Source organism: Arthrobacter sp. UYEF3 (assembly GCF_040546245.1).
Classification (GTDB): domain Bacteria; phylum Actinomycetota; class Actinomycetes; order Actinomycetales; family Micrococcaceae; genus Arthrobacter.
On record NZ_JBEPNK010000030.1, the window covers coordinates 1 to 16,120 of the forward strand.

The following is a 16,120-nucleotide window of genomic DNA, read 5'->3' on the forward strand; positions in this document are numbered from 1 at the left end:
GGCTGCGCTAAAGTGCCTGTATCTGGTCACCCGATCCCTCGATCCGACCGGTGCCGGCAAGACCCGATGGGCCGTGCGTTGGAAGCCCGCTTTGAACGCCTTCGCCATCACTTTCAGCGACCGATTCCCGGCAGCTGAAAGCTACTAAATGAAAACGCCGGATACACCGTTAATGAGATAGTCCCGCTGGCGTTGCGGAGGAGTGCGCACGTCAAGTTTTTGAGACAGTTTCGTAGTTGATTTCGGTTACGCGGCCACGGGTTCATGGTCGCGGTCTTGGTGGTTTGGGAGGGCTGTCGCCGGTGGTATGCCGCCGGCCCTGCGGTTGGGCCTGCGGCGGTTGTACCAGGCTTCGATGTAGTCCATGAAGGCGGTCCTGGCGGGAAGCCTGTTGCCGAAGGTGTGGTGGTGGTAGAACTCCGTCTTGCGGTGCGAGAACAAATTTTCGGCCACTGCTTTGTCCCAGCAGACTCCGACCTTGCCCATGGACTGGGTGACGCTGTTGCCGGCGCACCAATTCACCGGAGGTGTACTGCGATCCGCGGACGCCCTTCTGTTTGTCAAGGGCGGGCGTGCTGGGGGCGGTGCGGCGTTGGTCAGGCTGCCGGGGCGACCTGGTTGATGGTGCGTTGCCGGTTGCGCAGAACGTAGTAGATCTCGCGGGCGAGGTACCGCTTGAGGCAGCGCAGGATCTCGGGATTGGAGTGTCCTTCAGCGCGTTTGCGGGCGACGAATGCCTGGGTAGTCGGGTCGATCCGCCAGCGGCTGATCGCGATCATGTGCAGGGCCGAGTTCGCGGCGCGGTCCCCGCTGCGGTTGAGTCGATGCCGGGTGGTCATACCTGAGGATGCAGGCAGAGGCGCGGCTCCGCACAGCATCGCGAAAGAGGCCTCGGAGCCTAGCCGGCCGGGGTTGTCCCCGGCGGTGATCAACAGCTGTGTAGCGGACTCATAACCGACGCCGGTGCGGGCAAGCAGCTCGGGGGCGAGTTCGTCGACCAAGGCGTGCATATGAACTTCGAGGTCTGCGATCTCGTCGTGCAGCTCCAGGTAGCGTCGGGCCAGGGACTTCAGTGCGATCTTGGTGGCGGTGACCGGGTCGCGGTAGCCTGTCAGGTCCGGGCGCCACGCCGCCAGGGTGCGGATGAGCTGCATCCGGGTCATGTTCCGCAGCTGGTCATGCAGCTCCTCGGGGGCGGCGATGACCTGCGCCTTGATCATCTGCAGGGCGACCCGGCGCCCCGAGACAGCGGTCTTGCGAGCAGTCTTCAGCGCCCGCAACGATTCGACCATCCCGTCGCGGGCCCGCGGGCCCGCGGGGTAACGGTGCGGACGCGGGTGTAGGCGGCGTGCGCGGCCTGCCCGGCATCGATGGTGTCGTCCTTGCCGCGCCGGCGCCGGTCGGCCCTGTCGCCGGCCGTGACCTCCAGGACCTAGATCCCAGCGGCGTCCAGGTGCCGCATCAGCCCCGCACCATAGGAGCCGGTGCACTCAACCCCGACCCGGGCGACGTCCCCGTAAGAGCGCATCCACCGCACAAGCGCCCGGTAGCCGGCCCGGGTCGTGGAGAACGAGCCGGTGCCGATCACCAAGCCCGCGGCGTCTACGACCGCGGCGACGTGCAGGTCCTTGTGGGTGTCGACACCGCCTACCACGATCGGGGAGGAAGCTTGTAGGTCATTCATGAGGGGCTCCTTCAGCCGTAGCAACAGATGTGTTGCCCTCGGCCGAACCAGACACCCGGACAAGACAGTAATGAGACGACGACCGTCAGGCCCTTCTTGAGTCACATGGCTCCGGCGAGACCGTGGGCCTCGCCGGAGGTGTTCCCGAGCAACCGACAAGTCCGAGGAATGACACCACGACGGGGTCGATCGGAGTGCGGGTCACGAAGCCCGGGAACACCCGGCACCTCACATTCTTACTGTCCGAGTGGAAGATGGCCCCGTCGCTGGCAAGGCGGCCGTGGTCGCGTGCCATAGCCAGGGCCTCGGTGCACAGCTCGGCGCGCATGTGATCGGCCATGGACCAGCCGATGACCATGCCGGTGCACAGGTCGATCACGGTGGCCAGGTACAGCCATCCTTCCCCGGTGCGCAGATACGTGATGTCCCCACAGAGCCGGGTCCCGGGGACCGTGGAGGTGAAGTCCCGCTTGCCGTCCTCATCGAGCATGTGGTTCTTGATGTGCGCGGTCTTCGCCTGCGGGTCCTGCTCTGTGGTCTTCTTCCAGGCCCGGGTCCGCGCGGCCTTCAGGCCGTGCTCGCGCATGATGGCCCCGACCGTGGGCGCGGAGACGTCCACGCCGTTGTTATTGAGCATCCGGGTCAGCTGGTCCCGGCCGGCCCGGCCCTTTTCCTCGTTGAACAAGCCGGTGACCTCCCCGACGAGCCTGTCGTGCCGCACCGTTCGGTCATGCGAGAAAGGGCTCCTAACCAGCTGTCTCACAAACCATACGGCCGCAGTCAGTCCGTGGATGCCGGCTTTGGAAGCGCAGTAGGCCGTGTGGTGGGGGTTGGCGCCAAGGCCTTCGATGGAGCCGACGTTGATAATGCTCCCCCCTCCGCGCTTTCGCATCTGCGGCAGGGCGGCCTGTATCAGGAACATGGGAGCGCGCAGATTGATGTTGAACATCAGGTCCCATTCCTCTATTTGGATGTCCGAAACAGTGTTTTCGAACATGATCCCGGCATTATTGACGAGGATGTCGAGGCCGCCGAACCGTGCCACGGCATATTCGACGGCCGCTGCCGTGGAAGGGGGAGCCGACAGGTCTGTTTGGATGCCGGCGATCCGTGGGTGGCTGTCCAACGGAGCCTCTAATGCCTCCCTCTGGGCCACAACGACGTGAGCTCCTTCGTCGAGGAACCGTTCAACGATGCCGCGGCATATACCGCGGCCGCCGCCAGTGACGAGGGCCACCTTGCCTTCGAGCTGCATCGGGTCCTGGCTTCCTGCAGGCTCGGGGCCGGTCGCTTCGATGGGTTCATTGCCGGACCAGCGGCCGGGAAGTCGATGACACCGGCCGCGTGTCCGTTGCCCGCGGGCGGCGGCGGTCTCTTATGGCGGCCGGACCGCGCCGGGTGATGCGGTGCGTTATTGACGCGGGGAAAGCCGACTGGCATGGCCGGGAGCTCAATAACGGCGCGTCAGGCGGAACGGACGGGCCTTTACTCGCCGTACATGAGACCGGTCAGGAAACCCTCCAGATCAAGGTCACCGCCGGCTGCTGATGCACTGTCGGCTCCGCCGGCTGCGGGCATTGGGGCTTGTTCTAAATAGAGGCCTTCCCAGGGGGAGCATGTGATCCCGGGGTGTTGATCACTCCGGGCTTCCATGTCCTGGGTGCGGGCCGGCGTGGCGGTTCCCCAGGTGACTGCGGGCCGGTGGTTGAATGCGCTCGAGATTGCGCGGTAGCTCATGGACATGGTGGCTTCCTCTCTGATGCCTGCCTGAAAATGCTGAGTTGGTACCTTGCGTCGTAGGCGCTGCGGCCCCGGGGATGGCTATGCTTTAGCGGCATATTAAAAAATGAACGTGACGTTCAATTATTGAACGTCGTGCGAAAATTATGACATGGCTCACGTGGGATTTCAAGGGGTTCAGGAGGAAGATTGACAATCATTATGCCCGACATCAAACTGAACGCAAGGTTCAATCTTTGAACGAGTTTGTCTTTTAACGAGCATGCCGGGGTATCTGCATGGTTGACGGGCGGCCCGGTTTTACGGGGCGCGGGAAGGGAGCTGGTTTTGGCCACCAAGGAGGGAACCCGGCACATCGCGCCTGTCCGCTATCGTGCGGCGTTGAAGGTGCTGCCGGCGCCGGTGGCGGCTGTCTGTGCCGTGGATCCGGAGACGAGTCAGCCACACGGGCTGCTGGTGCACAGCTTCCGGCTGGTTTCCGTAGATCCGCCGCTGGTCTCCTTCAGCGTGGGCGGAAGCTCGCGGACGTGGCCGCGGATGGCATCGGCTGACTGCTTCAGCGTCAGTGTCCTTGCATCGGATCAGCGCATGGTGTGCCGGTCGTTTGAATCCAGGGGCCAGGACAAGTTCCGGTGGGTCCGCTGGCATACCTCGGAGGCGGGTGTTCCGCGCATCGACGGATCCGCTGCGTGGCTCGATTGCCGCATCAGCCGGATCCTCCCGGTTGGAGACCATCTGATGGTGATTGCGGAACCGCTGGCCCTCACCGTGGGTACGGGCGTGCCTCTGGTGTCCGGGCGCGGCGGGCCGTTCTGATACCGCGCAGCTCCCGCACGGGGCTGTGTCTGCGGCGGACGCTGCCGACGGGCCTGGGGCCCTAGATCATGGACTTGCAGACCGTGTTTGCGGCTTCTTTCATCCTGTCGACGATGGCGGGCAGCCGCCCGGTTTTCATGCGCTGGATGGGTCCGTTGACAGTCAAAATCCCGATGAGCTGGCCCGTGACGTCTCTGACGGGGCAGCCGACGGCGAACAGCCCCTCTTCGAGTTCGTTGTCCAACGTGGAATAGCCCTGGCGCCGGACATCGTGCAGTTCAACGGTGAGCTCCGCACGATTGGTGATTGTTTGGCGCGTGTATGCTTCGAGTTTTTCGGGCAGGACAGCGGTTACGCGGTCGTCCGTGAGCTCGGCGAGGATAATTTTCCCGCTGGCACTGGCATGGAGCGGATACCGGTGGCCGATGTATTCCTGGGAAACGTTGAGCATGCGCGAGCCGTTGGCTTCGGCGATCATGTCAAAGTCCAGTTCACCGGTGACCACCGCGAAGCCGATGGTTTCGTTCAGTTCAGCGGCGAGTTCATTCAGGGCCGGCTGGATGCGGGCCACCAGGCCGGTGTGCGGGTCCGCCAGTCGTCCCAGACGGGCCACTTCCCATCCGAGCAGGTATCGGTTGTCGATCCGGTCAACGAAGCCGGTCTGTTCAAGGCTCAGCAGCAGCCGGAACGCGGTGGGGCGCGTCATGCCTACGGCCTGGGAGAGCTCGGTGACCGTAATCCCGCGCCGGTGGCGCCCGAGTTCGCGCAGCAGGACGGTTGCCTTGATGACGGATTTATTGGTCAGGTCCGGGGTTTCCTGCGGTTGCGGATCTGTCTGTGCTTCGGCGTTCATGTCCTCGTCTTTTCCCCTCGACGCAGTTGTTCCGGCGGTGTTGCTCCGGACCCCGGGCCGCCGACGTATTGCATCCATCCTATGGCCTGCGTTCTTTTTGAACACCGCGTTCAGCGCGGTGACAGGCTTTCGTGCCTTCCGTACCCGGGCATCGCCCCAGGCTGCGGTGATGCGCATCCAACTGACGAACGGGACGGGGCCCCTGCCGTGTGGCAGGGGCCCCGTCCCGTTCGTCAGCCGGAAAGACGGCGGAGTGCCCGGGCCGGTTACGCGCTCATACGGAGGCCGAGGCGGGGGCGGAGGCCGCGTTCAGGCTCAGACCTTTTGTTTCGGGGGCGAGCCGTTGGGAGACCAGCGCCCCGATGACGCAGATGCCGGCGGCGACGAGCATGGTTGTTCCGATGCCCAGGCCGCTGATAGACAGCGGGAGAAGGAAGGTGCCGGCGGCTGCGCCGACCCGGGAGACAGCAGTGGCGAAGCCGACGCCGGCGCCGCGGATTTCGGTGGGAAAGACTTCTCCCGGGTAGACGCCGGTCAGTGCGGTGGAGACGGCGTTGGCGAAGGAGAAGATGATGAAGCAGGCCAGGATGATGATCGGAGAGACGTGGGCGAACAGGCCGATGATGATCAGGGCTGCGGCGCCGATCCACATCGGCGGGATGGCGAGTTTGCGGCGGCCGACTTTTTCGATGAGGAACATGGAGGTCAGGGCCCCGGCGACCACGACGCCGTTCAAGGCCAGAGCCCCGGTCAGCCCGTCTTCAATGCCAGTGCTTTCAAGGACGATGGGGGCAAATGTGGCAATGGCGAAGTACGGGGTGACGTTGCAGACCCAGTAGATGCAGACAAAGGCCGTGGCTTTGCGGTATTGGGGGGAGAACAGCCGCCAGACGCTGGTGCTTCCGCGCACCTCGTTCGTCACGTCCAGCACTTCGGCCTCTTCCATGTACTTTTCGGCGATGGCGAGCCCTTCCTGGACCCGGCCCTTGCTCATCAGCCAGCGGGGGGATTCCGGAGTGCCCAGCCGCAGCAGGAACACAATGAGCGAAGGAACAGTGCTCATGCCCAGGATGATGCGCCAGTCGGCGGTGAATACCGAGGACATGTAGTAGCCGACGGCATAGGAGACCAGGTAGCCGATGTACCAGGCGACTTCCTGGAAGGCCAGGAGCTTTCCGCGCATCCGGGCCGGGGAGAATTCGGCCAGCAGCGGCCAGCCGATGGCGTAGTCCGCGCCGATGGCCATACCCATGACCAGCCTGATGACAAACAGCTGCCAGGCCTCGGCGACGAAGAACTGGGCGGCGGAGCCGGCGAGGAAGATGGCCAGGTCAATGGTGAACATCGGCTTGCGCCCGATCTTGTCCGCCAGGTACCCGCCCAGCGGGCCGCCGAGGAAGATTCCGATCAGCGCCGAGGCGCCGATCAGGCCCTGCCAGGCGAAAGAGAGGCCGAGATCCGCAGTGAGGGCGGGCATGACCAGGCCGATGCCGCCCAGGATGAAACCGTCGATGAACATGCCGCCGGCGATGACGCCGCTGAGTTTGTAGAGGAAGCGGCGCTTCCCCGGATCGGGCGTGGCGGGCGGGCGCATTGCCGGTTCAGTCTGCTTCGCGGTAGGTGGGTTCACGGTGACTTCCTTGTCTTCGTTCAGGATACGGCGGCCCGGTATCGGGCGGAATGATGGATGCGGCCGTCCGGCCACGATAGACGTTCAATAAGCGAACGCGGTGATCAAAAATATGACACGCACCACAGCCCCCGTCAAGAGGTTGTCGTCACAAGACGGGAATTTCATGCACCCCTTGACAGTGATTCAGATAACAAATAAATTTGAACGAGACGTTCATTATGTGAACGGATGATGCTCATGTCGCTCCGGCGACCGTACCGGGACAAGGAAGTGCCGCTGTTATGAAAAACGAACCCTTGAGTCTTTTTGCCTTCGATATTCTGGCTCCTGCCCACCTGACCTCCGGGTCATGGCGCAACGAGGGGGACCAGGGCCACCGCTACACCGATCTGAGCTACTGGACGGATGTCGCCAGGATGCTCGAAGATGCGCATTTCGACGGGATCTTCTTCGCCGACACGATCGGTTACCACGACGTTTATGAGGGAACCGCGGACGGTGCCCTGCGGGATGCGGCCCAGTTCCCGGTCAACGATCCGACGCTGCTGATCAGCGGCATGGCCGCCGTGACCAGGCACCTCACCTTTGGGGTGACGTGTTCGCTGACCTACGAACAGCCCTATCTCATGGCCCGCAAGTTCAGCACCCTGGACCACCTCACCGCCGGGCGTGTCGGCTGGAACATCGTGACGTCCTATTCGGAATCCGCGGCCCGCAACCTCGGCTACACGCAGCAGCTGACCCACGACGAACGCTACGACCTGGCCGATGAGTACATGGAGGTCTGCTACAAGCTCTGGGAGTCCTCCTTCGACGAGGATGCCGTCGTCATGGACAGCGAATCAGCCGTGTACGTGGACCCGTCCAGGGTCCATCCGATCGAGCATTCCGGGAAGTACTTCTCCGTTCCGGGTTTCCACCTCTGCGAGCCCTCCCCACAGCGCACCCCGGTGCTGTTCCAGGCCGGGGCCTCACCCAAGGGCATGAGTTTTGCCGGGAAACACGCCGAATCGGTCTTTATCAATACCACCTCCGCGGAACAGGCCGGGCGCAGCGTCCAGAAGATCCGGCAGGCCGCCGTCGACGCAGGGCGCGATCCGGAAAGCATCAAGGTTGTCGCCCTGATTACCGTCATTGTCGCTGCGACTGACGAAGAGGCCGAGGCAAAGCACCAGGAATACCGGACGAACACCACCATCGAAGGCGCGCTGGCCCGGTTCGGTGGCTGGACCGGTATTGACCTCTCGGCCTATGACCTGGACATGCCGCTGAAGTCCATCGAGACCCGCGGTATCCAGTCGATTGTTGATATGTTCTCCAAAGCGGACCCGGACCGGGAATGGACGCCGCGGCAGGTCGCGGACTTCCTGGCCATCGGCGGGACCGGATCCACGATCGTGGGTTCCCCCGAAACCGTCGCCGCTGAACTTCGGCGCTGGCGCGATGTCGGTGACATCGACGGCATCAACCTCAGCTACACCACCAAGCCCGGCGGCTGGGAGCAGTTCATCGAGCTCGCACTGCCCGAGCTGCGCCGCCAGGAACTCGTCTCCGGCATCCGTGCCGAGGGCCAGCAGCCGCTGACATTGCGGGAAAAGCTTAACGGCACCGGACACCGCCACACCCTGGAGGGCCACCCCGCCACCGGACACCGCACCCGGCACCTGTCCGCCGCCAACAGCCCGGTCTGACCGGCCACGACCAGCAAACTGCAGGAGAGACAGACAGATGAGTGAAACAACAGACATCGTGGTCATCGGAGCCGGTATCGCCGGACTCATCACCGCGCGTGAACTAACCCGGCACGGGCACCAGGTCGTCGTCCTCGAAGCCAGGGACCGGATCGGCGGTCGCACCTGGACCGACCACCGGCTGGGACGGAACCTGGAAATGGGGGGCACCTGGCTGCACTGGGTCCAGCCGCATTCCTGGGCCGAGGTAACCCGCTACGGGCTGGCCGTGACCCGCGGACCCCGGTCCGAGGAAACCTACTGGCTGGCCGGGAACGAGGTACGCCGCGGAAACCTGGAAGACTTCATGACCCTGATCAACCCAGGCATGACGCGGCTGCTTGAAGACACGATGAAATGGATTCCCCGGCCCGACACCCCGCTGTCCGTGCCCGGGATCGCGGAAGTGGACCAGTTCAACCTTCAGGAAATGCTGGACGAGCTGGACCTGGGCGAGGACGAGAAGAACGCCAACGAGGCCGCCTGGGTCGGGCACTTCAACGCACCCCTGGTCCACTGCGCCTACACCAACGCCATGCGCTGGACCGCGGCAACGGCCGGCTCCTGGCACCTGATGCACGAGGCCTCCGCGATCTACCGCCTCACCGAGGGCACCCAGGCACTCGTCGGCGCCATCGCCGACGACTCCGGGGCAGACATCCGCACCCAGGCCCCCGTCAGCTCCATCCACCACACACCCGACGGAGCAACAGTCACCTACGGCGGCGGCCTCGAAATCCACGCCAAGCGGGTGGTCGTCACCGTCCCGCAGAACCTGCTCCACAAATTGGACATCACCCCGGCCCTGTCGGCCGGGAAGATCACCCCCAGCATTGAAAAGGCGGCCTCCCGGGGCATCAAGGTGTGGATCCGTGTCCGCGGTCCGATTAAGCCCTTCTTTGCCTACTCCTCCCAGCACCATCCGCTCTCGGTGGTCCGCACCGAATACCTGGGAACCGATGACGCCGTTCTCGTCGCGTTCGGGGCCGACGCGGCCAGGATCGATGTCAACGACCGTGACGCGGTCGCCGACGCCCTGAAAGTCTGGCGTGATGACCTGGACGTCCTGGAAGTCACCGGACACGACTGGATGTCCGACCCCCTCTCGGAAGAAACCTGGCTCATCCAGCAGCCCGGACAACTATCCAAATACCTCCACGCGCAGCAGGCCAGCGAAGGCGTCCTGCACTTCGCCAGCGGCGACTACGCCAACATCTGGGCCGGCTTCATCGACGGAGCCATCGAAAGCGGCACCAGGGCCGCACGCAACATCCACACCGGCCTGCAGACGCAGGTCCCCGTACCGGTCCTCCAGGGGCAGCCATGAACACCAGCACCGCCCTCCGGCCCATTGACCCGGCGCACTTCCGTGCCGTCATGCGCCACCTGCCCACCGGCGTCGCAGCCGTCTGCGCAACCGACCCCGACACGGGCGCACCCAGCGGACTGATTGTCGGCTCATTCCAGTCCCTGTCCCTGGAACCGGCACTGGTGACGTTCAGCGTCACGCACACCTCCACCAGCTGGCCCAGGATCGCCCGCGCCGGCCAGTTCAGCGTGAACCTCCTTGCCGAGGGACAGCAGCCCGTCTGCGCAGCACTCTCCAGCAGGGGGGAGGACAAGTTCGGCTCCCTTAACTGGTACCAGTCAGGCTACGGAACCCCCCACATTAAAGGCTCACTCGGGTGGATCGATTGCCGGGTCGAACAGGAAATCGTCGCCGGAGACCACCTCATCATCATTGCGGCGGTGCTGGAAATGACCGCCAGCGAGGGAGAACCCCTGGTCTTTCACGGCGGCCGCCTCGGTGGCTTCCGGGAGAGTCAAGCAGCGTGAGCAGCATCTGCGGTCCAGCCTCCGTTACGAGACACTGACGAAGGAGGACCGGCATGATCGGTACAGCCATCGAGGTTATGGGTTGGCTCGGTGCCCTGATTGTTACTTCTGCCTATCTGTTGTTTTCGATGCACCGGATCGGCAACGGCTACCTGTTCCAGGCAGCCAATCTGGCAGGTGCCGTGGCCATGCTCCTCAATGGCATCTACCACGCGGCCTGGCCATCGGCCACCGTGAACCTCATCTGGTGCGGTATTGCGATCTGGGCACTGAGCCGCCTGAAACGCCAGCATCAGGACGGGCCAGGACCAGCCACGGCCGGGGTGGATCTCGGCGACGAACTCCTCCCGCCACCTGGCCCGGAAGTCATCTGTGAGGAAGCAACCGCTGCAGGGGACATCCGGTAAAGCACAACTGAACACCATCCACCCGCCGGCCGGTTCCCCCTCAGAACCCAGCTCCGGCACCGCACAAAAAAGGAACACTGCCATGGAGATAACTGCACCCACCGAGATCACCCCGGCGCATTACCGCAAGGTGCTCGGCCGGCTGCCCACCGGGGTCGTTGCGATCACCGGGGTCAACGGTGAAGAGGACCAGCTCGGACTGATCGTGGGCACCTTCCAGTCACTGTCCCTGGACCCGCCCCTGGTCATGTTCTGCGTGGACAAGTCCTCCTCCACCTGGCCAAAACTGCGTAACCTGCAGAATTTCACCGCCAATATCCTCTCCGAGGGCCAGGTGGAGGTGTGCAGGGCACTCTCGCGGAAGGGTCCGAAGAAGTTCGATAACCTGCCGTACACCACCGGCCCCCTTGGAACGCCCCGGCTAGAGGGCGCCTCGGCCTGGATCGACTGTGCCGTCACAGCCGAAGTCGCGGTCGGTGACCACTACATGGTCATCGGCGCCATCAGCGCCATGGAGGAAGGAGCCGGCGACGCGCTGCTGTTCAAGGGCGGCGCATTCGGCCAGTACCTGGGCCATCCGGCCCCCGTCAACAGCCAAGGAGAAGTAGCATGACCACACGACAAGACACCATCCTCCAGGCCTGGGACCTCGCCTGGGGCCGCGGCGACATCGCGGCCTTCGAAAAGCTCATCTCACCGGACTATGTCCGACGATCCAAATCCGGCTCGGAAGACTTCAGCCAGCTCCGGAAAACCATAGAAGCCACCCACGAGGCCTTTCCCGACTTCTCCACCCGGATTATCCACATCGTCGAAGACGGTCCCATCGCCGCCATCCACTGGGAAAGCACAGGAACCCATCAGGGCCCGTTCATGGATGTTCCGGCCACCGGACGCAGCATCACCGTCTCCGGCGCCTCCTTCCTCCGCTTCGAAGCCGGGCTGCTGGCCGAAGAATCGGTGATTTGGGACCCCAGGGAACTCCTAACCGCACTGGGAATCTGGTACCTCGGGCCCGGCGGGCTCGCCAAGAAGGCCTGACCCCCTCACGCGGCCCGACCATATCAACATCAACGACAGACAGGAACGAACGGGGCCTTTCGGGGCAGGGCGCGTTATCGGCAACAGCAAGGACAGCACCATGGGTACCAACCACCGACCGCTTCAACGGTCCCGGCAACCGTTCCGCACACCCGAACCGGTCCGTGACTTGACCGACCTTCACCGTGACGACGAGGTGGACGTGCGCCTTAACGGTCAGGTCATTGCCTCCGGACGGATCGACATGCGCGCCCTGGACGGGACCGTCTTCTGGCTCCTCCAAAACAATGGGTGGGGCCAGAAAATGATCCTCCAGAGCGAAGGCCTGACCGTCCAAAAACGTGCCCGCGACGAACGTCCCTAATCCTTTCGCCACCGCACCAATGCACCCACGCCGCCCGGAACCCGACCTGGTCCGCACCCCGCGGTCGGAATTTCGCCCGCGGTTCGGACAATCACAGATTCACAGGAGCACCACCATGACACTCACCGGACACTCACTTATCGCCGGGCAGATCGTAGCCGGCGTCAACGGAACCATCCTGGGCATCAACCCCGCCACGAACGAACAACTCGACCCCGCTTACACGCTGCTCACCGAGGAGCAGCTGAAAGCAGCAACCGCCGCCGCAGCTGAGGCCTACCCGTCCTTGAGCACCCTTGATCCCGAGACACATGCCGGATTCCTGGAAGCCATCGCCGGGAACATCGAGGCCATCGGTGAGGAACTGATCACCCGCGCGGGACAAGAGACCGGCCTGCCAGCGGCCCGCCTGCAGGGCGAGCGAGCCCGCACCACCGGGCAGCTGCGCCTCTTCGCTGCCGTGGTTCGCCAAGGCGATTTCCGCGGCGTCCGCATAGACCGCGCGTTGCCGGAGCGCACGCCAATGGCCCGGGCCGACATCCGCCAGCGCCAGATTCCCCTCGGACCGGTCGCCGTGTTCGGTGCCAGCAACTTTCCCCTTGCTTTCTCTACGGCCGGAGGAGACACCGCATCGGCCCTCGCAGCCGGCTGCCCCGTCGTTTTCAAAGCCCACAACGCCCACCCCGGCACCGGAGAGCTCGTTGGCCAGGCCATCGCCGAAGCCGCCCGGGACACAGGACTGCACCCCGGCGTCTTCTCCCTCGTCTACGGACCAGGGGCCAGCATCGGTCAGGCCCTCGTCGCTGACCCGGCCATCAAAGCAGTGGGCTTCACCGGCTCCCAGGCAGCCGGGATCGCGCTAATGCGCACGGCGGCGGCGCGGCCCGAGCCCATCCCGGTTTATGCGGAAATGTCCTCACTCAACCCGGTCTTCGTCTTCGCCGGCGCCCTCAAGGGCGACGTGGACGCACTGGCGCGGCAGTACGTCGCCGCAGTCACCGGCAGCTCCGGACAGCTCTGCACCTCTCCCGGCCTGCTCTTCGCCCCGGCCGGTGAGGCAGGGGACAAACTCGCTGCCGCAGTCGGAAGGGCAGTCTCCGCCTGCGCAGGCCAGACCATGCTGACCGGAGGCATCGCCGCGTCCTGGAACGCCGGCGCCACAGCGCTCGGTTCCGCCGAGAACGTAACCGTCGTCGGCCAGGGCATGGCCGGTCCCACCGAAAACGCGCCGGCCCCCACCATCTTTGGGACCGAAATCGCGGACTTTGTCGGCAACCACGTGCTTCACGCCGAGATCTTCGGTGCCGCGTCCCTGGTGATCCGCTACTCGAACGTCGCGGAACTGGTCGAGGCAACCAACCGGCTCGAAGGCCAGCTCACCGCTTCCCTGCAGCTCACCGACGAGGACCACCCAATGGCGGCGCAGCTACTTCCCGCACTCGAACAGAAGGTGGGGCGCATCATCGTCAACGGCTGGCCCACCGGCGTCGAAGTGGGCCACGCCATGGTTCACGGCGGCCCGTACCCGGCAACGTCGGACACGAAAACCACCTCCGTCGGTACGCTGGCGATCAACCGCTTCCTGCGGCCGGTAGCGTACCAGAACCTACCCCAAGAACTGCTTCCGGCACCGCTTCAGGACGACAACCCCTGGCACCTGAACCGCCAACTCGACGGCGTGACAGAGACGGCCGAAAAAACACACGCCACCCTCTGAAATGCCCGCCGCCCCGCCGGCTAGCACTAACCGGCGGGGCCGCTACGCGGGGCTTTCCTACCCACCATGAGTGACCAGACAAAGGCACAGCCAGTGAAAGTCAATGACAACGCCGAAGGCGTGGACCGTAAACTGACGAACTACGGCGACCCCGGCTTCAGCCGGTTCCTGCGCCGCGCCTTCCTTTCCTCAGCCGGGCTCGATACCGAGGACCTAAGCCGCCCCATTGTCGGCATCGTCAACACCGCATCCGATTACACAACCTGCCACCGGGACATGCCCCAACTGATCGAACACGTCAAACGCGGAGTCCTCGAAGCCGGGGGCCTACCATTCGTGTTCCCTGTCATGTCCCTGGGCGAAATACTGACCAGCCCAACCACCATGCTCTTTCGAAACCTCATGGCTATGGAACTGGAAGAACAAATCCGCGCCCAGCCCATGGACTCGGTAGTTCTGCTGGGCGGATGCGACAAGACGGTGCCAGCCGAACTGATGGCCGCCGCCAGCGCAGATGTCCCGGCCATCGCCCTGGTGGTGGGCCCCATGTCCGTTGGATCATACAAAGGAGAACGCCTCGGCGCATGCACCGACTGTCGGCGTATCTGGACGGATTACCGGGGCGGACAAATCGACGAGGCGTCCATGGCGGAAGTGAACCAGGAACTCGCCCCGACCGCAGGTACCTGCATGGTGATGGGCACGGCCTCCACGATGGCCTGCTTGGCGGAAGCACTGGGCATGTCGCTCCCCTTCGCCGGCACAGCTCCCGCTGTGTCTTCGCAACGGTTGAGACTGGCAGTTCAAACCGGTCGGCGGGCCGTGGAAATCGGAGCAGCCGACCGCCGGCCCTCGCACGTGATGACGGCAGGGGCATTCCACAATGCAATCACAGTGCTCGCAGCAATCGCCGGATCCACCAACGCCATCATCCACCTGACAGCCATCGCCCGGCGCCTGAATATCCGGATCGGCCTAAATGAGTTCCACAACATCTTCTCCCAGGTCCCGCACCTGACCGACTGCAAGCCTGCCGGCAGCAATTACCTACCGGACATGCACCGCGACGGCGGAGTACCGGCCCTCCTCAAAACCCTGGAACCCCTGCTTGACCTGAACGCCCTAACCATCACCGGTGAAAGCATGCGCGAATCCCTGCAGGACCAATCACCACCCCAAAAATGGCAAGAGACCATCCGCACCCTCAGCCATCCGCTGGGACCGACAGGTTCGCTGGTTACCCTGACCGGATCCCTGGCTCCTGGAGGCGCCGTCATCAAGGCCGCCGCCGCGTCAAAGCATCTCCTGGTCCATGAAGGAACAGCCTGCGTATTCGACTCCCTCCAAGACCTGGCCGAACGGCTCGATGACGAGACATTGGGCCTGACCGCGGACCACGTCTTAGTCCTGCGCAATATCGGTCCCGTCGGTGCCGGGATGCCCGAAGCCGGGGCGATTCCGATTCCTCAATACCTCGCCAGGGAAGGCGTCAGGGACATGGTAAGGATCTCCGACGGGCGCATGAGTGGAACAGCCTACGGAACTATTGTCTTGCACTGCACCCCGGAGGCAGCTGCGGGTGGTCCGCTGGCACTCATACGCGACGGGGACAAGATCCGCCTCGACGTGCCCAACCGTGTAGTGGACCTTCTGGTTGAGCAGGCTGAACTCGACCGACGAAAGGCCGACTTTACTTCCCGGCCACCCCCCGAACGCGGCTGGCAACGGCTCCATGCGACCAGTGTTCTCCAAGCCTCGCAAGGAGCAGACCTGGACTTTCTGCAATAGCTGCAATAGAAGGATGATCTCACGGTCCTGATGGTTGATCATCCGGGAGCCGATTCTGTCACGCCGATCAACAGTCCTGTGCACTAGCTGCATTTTCTTCGGAAGCCGACTGCACCAGCCTGAACCACCGTCAACCGTCGTCTGCGGTCCGCTCGAGTCGCGACATTCGCCCAATGGCTATCTCTGCAAAGGATCCTTTCCTGAGATAGCCATTGAGTGAATCGGACCGTTAACGGGCTCTTCGGACATCCGGTGGGGATCAGGGTATGAGTTTTCCGGCGGCCATGAGCGTTCGGAGGCGGTAGTTGTCTCGGTTGCGGTAGCCGAGGGTCAGGAGGCGGTGGAGCTCGATGATTCCGTTGATGGCTTCGGTACCGCCGTTCGATGAGCGTTGCGTGGTGAAGTAGGCCAGGAACGCGTTGCGCCAGCGGTGCAGGGTTCGGCCCAGCCTGACAGGCGGCGGTTCAGCTATTCTCTGACGGCAGCGAGCGCGGATTCCCAGTCTCAGACA

At 64.0% G+C, this 16,120-nt stretch carries 14 protein-coding genes and 3 pseudogenes; 11 read left to right on the forward strand and 6 right to left on the reverse strand.

Going from position 1 to position 16,120, the window contains the following annotated elements:
- Positions 1 to 148, forward strand: a pseudogene (locus ABIB14_RS16455) (IS256 family transposase); the annotation flags it as partial.
- Positions 149 to 246: 98 nt separating this feature from the next.
- On the opposite strand, the gene ABIB14_RS16460 reads toward ABIB14_RS16455, so the two are convergent.
- The 3 genes and pseudogenes from ABIB14_RS16460 to ABIB14_RS16470 form a co-directional block, all read right to left on the reverse strand.
- Positions 247 to 522, reverse strand: a complete 276-nt coding sequence (locus ABIB14_RS16460) for an IS3 family transposase (RefSeq protein ID WP_354236986.1) — start codon at positions 520 to 522, stop codon at positions 247 to 249.
- Between the two features lie 74 nt (positions 523 to 596).
- Positions 597 to 1,684 (reverse strand): annotated as a pseudogene (locus ABIB14_RS16465) (IS110 family RNA-guided transposase).
- 85 nt (positions 1,685 to 1,769) lie between these two features.
- The gene (locus ABIB14_RS16470; RefSeq protein WP_354236987.1) at positions 1,770 to 2,939 is read right to left on the reverse strand and encodes an SDR family NAD(P)-dependent oxidoreductase; all 1,170 of its coding nucleotides are present in this window, start codon (positions 2,937 to 2,939) and stop codon (positions 1,770 to 1,772) included.
- 812 nt (positions 2,940 to 3,751) lie between these two features.
- On the opposite strand from ABIB14_RS16470, the gene ABIB14_RS16475 reads away from it, so the two are divergent.
- Positions 3,752 to 4,240 (forward strand): flavin reductase family protein, encoded by a 489-nt coding sequence (locus ABIB14_RS16475; RefSeq protein ID WP_354236988.1) that lies wholly within the window; start codon positions 3,752 to 3,754, stop codon positions 4,238 to 4,240.
- Positions 4,241 to 4,301: 61 nt separating this feature from the next.
- On the opposite strand, the gene ABIB14_RS16480 is transcribed toward ABIB14_RS16475, so the two are convergent.
- Both ABIB14_RS16480 and ABIB14_RS16485 read right to left on the reverse strand, forming a co-directional pair.
- Positions 4,302 to 5,093, reverse strand: coding sequence for an IclR family transcriptional regulator (locus ABIB14_RS16480; protein ID WP_354236989.1), 792 nt, complete (start codon positions 5,091 to 5,093; stop codon positions 4,302 to 4,304).
- Between the two features lie 274 nt (positions 5,094 to 5,367).
- A complete protein-coding gene (locus ABIB14_RS16485) occupies positions 5,368 to 6,723 on the reverse strand; it encodes an MFS transporter (RefSeq protein ID WP_354236990.1) in 1,356 nt (451 codons plus the stop codon).
- A 284-nt stretch (positions 6,724 to 7,007) separates the two neighbouring features.
- On the opposite strand from ABIB14_RS16485, the gene ABIB14_RS16490 reads away from it, so the two are divergent.
- From ABIB14_RS16490 to ABIB14_RS16530, 9 genes are all read left to right on the forward strand, one after another.
- Positions 7,008 to 8,417, forward strand: coding sequence for an LLM class flavin-dependent oxidoreductase (locus ABIB14_RS16490; RefSeq protein ID WP_354236991.1), 1,410 nt, complete (start codon positions 7,008 to 7,010; stop codon positions 8,415 to 8,417).
- Positions 8,418 to 8,454: 37 nt separating this feature from the next.
- On the forward strand, positions 8,455 to 9,783 hold the full coding sequence (locus ABIB14_RS16495) for a flavin monoamine oxidase family protein (protein ID WP_354236992.1): 1,329 nt from the start codon (positions 8,455 to 8,457) through the stop codon (positions 9,781 to 9,783).
- Positions 9,780 to 10,292 carry a flavin reductase family protein gene (locus ABIB14_RS16500; RefSeq protein ID WP_354236993.1) on the forward strand — a complete coding sequence of 171 codons (513 nt, stop codon included), beginning with the start codon at positions 9,780 to 9,782 and terminating at the stop codon, positions 10,290 to 10,292. The genes ABIB14_RS16495 and ABIB14_RS16500 overlap by 4 nt, the downstream gene beginning before the upstream one ends.
- A gap of 53 nt (positions 10,293 to 10,345) precedes the next feature.
- A complete protein-coding gene (locus tag ABIB14_RS16505) occupies positions 10,346 to 10,699 on the forward strand; it encodes a CBU_0592 family membrane protein (RefSeq protein ID WP_354236994.1) in 354 nt (117 codons plus the stop codon).
- An 82-nt stretch (positions 10,700 to 10,781) separates the two neighbouring features.
- Positions 10,782 to 11,312, forward strand: coding sequence for a flavin reductase family protein (locus ABIB14_RS16510; RefSeq protein ID WP_354236995.1), 531 nt, complete (start codon positions 10,782 to 10,784; stop codon positions 11,310 to 11,312).
- Positions 11,309 to 11,740 carry an ester cyclase gene (locus ABIB14_RS16515; protein ID WP_354236996.1) on the forward strand — a complete coding sequence of 144 codons (432 nt, stop codon included), beginning with the start codon at positions 11,309 to 11,311 and terminating at the stop codon, positions 11,738 to 11,740. Before ABIB14_RS16510 ends, ABIB14_RS16515 begins: the two co-directional genes overlap by 4 nt.
- A 100-nt stretch (positions 11,741 to 11,840) precedes the next feature.
- Positions 11,841 to 12,104, forward strand: a complete 264-nt coding sequence (locus ABIB14_RS16520; RefSeq protein WP_354236997.1) for a hypothetical protein — start codon at positions 11,841 to 11,843, stop codon at positions 12,102 to 12,104.
- A gap of 115 nt (positions 12,105 to 12,219) precedes the next feature.
- Positions 12,220 to 13,821: an aldehyde dehydrogenase (NADP(+)) gene (locus ABIB14_RS16525; RefSeq protein WP_354236998.1), complete on the forward strand. Its 1,602-nt coding sequence runs from the start codon at positions 12,220 to 12,222 to the stop codon at positions 13,819 to 13,821.
- A 66-nt stretch (positions 13,822 to 13,887) separates the two neighbouring features.
- A complete protein-coding gene (locus tag ABIB14_RS16530; protein ID WP_354236999.1) occupies positions 13,888 to 15,609 on the forward strand; it encodes a dihydroxy-acid dehydratase in 1,722 nt (573 codons plus the stop codon).
- Positions 15,610 to 15,868: 259 nt separating this feature from the next.
- Here ABIB14_RS16530 and ABIB14_RS16535 read toward each other — a convergent pair.
- Positions 15,869 to 16,072, reverse strand: a pseudogene (locus tag ABIB14_RS16535) (transposase); the annotation flags it as partial.
- Between the last annotated feature and the right edge of the window lie 48 nt (positions 16,073 to 16,120).

Coding starts and splice junctions, on each gene's coding strand:
- ABIB14_RS16470 (WP_354236987.1), bottom strand. CDS start 2,939: ATGCAGCTCGAAGGCAAGGTGGCCCTCGTCACTGGCGGCGGCCGCGGT.
- ABIB14_RS16480 (WP_354236989.1), bottom strand. CDS start 5,093: ATGAACGCCGAAGCACAGACAGATCCGCAACCGCAGGAAACCCCGGAC.
- ABIB14_RS16490 (WP_354236991.1), top strand. CDS start 7,008: ATGAAAAACGAACCCTTGAGTCTTTTTGCCTTCGATATTCTGGCTCCT.
- ABIB14_RS16495 (WP_354236992.1), top strand. CDS start 8,455: ATGAGTGAAACAACAGACATCGTGGTCATCGGAGCCGGTATCGCCGGA.
- ABIB14_RS16500 (WP_354236993.1), top strand. CDS start 9,780: ATGAACACCAGCACCGCCCTCCGGCCCATTGACCCGGCGCACTTCCGT.
- ABIB14_RS16505 (WP_354236994.1), top strand. CDS start 10,346: ATGATCGGTACAGCCATCGAGGTTATGGGTTGGCTCGGTGCCCTGATT.
- ABIB14_RS16510 (WP_354236995.1), top strand. CDS start 10,782: ATGGAGATAACTGCACCCACCGAGATCACCCCGGCGCATTACCGCAAG.
- ABIB14_RS16515 (WP_354236996.1), top strand. CDS start 11,309: ATGACCACACGACAAGACACCATCCTCCAGGCCTGGGACCTCGCCTGG.
- ABIB14_RS16520 (WP_354236997.1), top strand. CDS start 11,841: ATGGGTACCAACCACCGACCGCTTCAACGGTCCCGGCAACCGTTCCGC.
- ABIB14_RS16525 (WP_354236998.1), top strand. CDS start 12,220: ATGACACTCACCGGACACTCACTTATCGCCGGGCAGATCGTAGCCGGC.
- ABIB14_RS16530 (WP_354236999.1), top strand. CDS start 13,888: ATGAGTGACCAGACAAAGGCACAGCCAGTGAAAGTCAATGACAACGCC.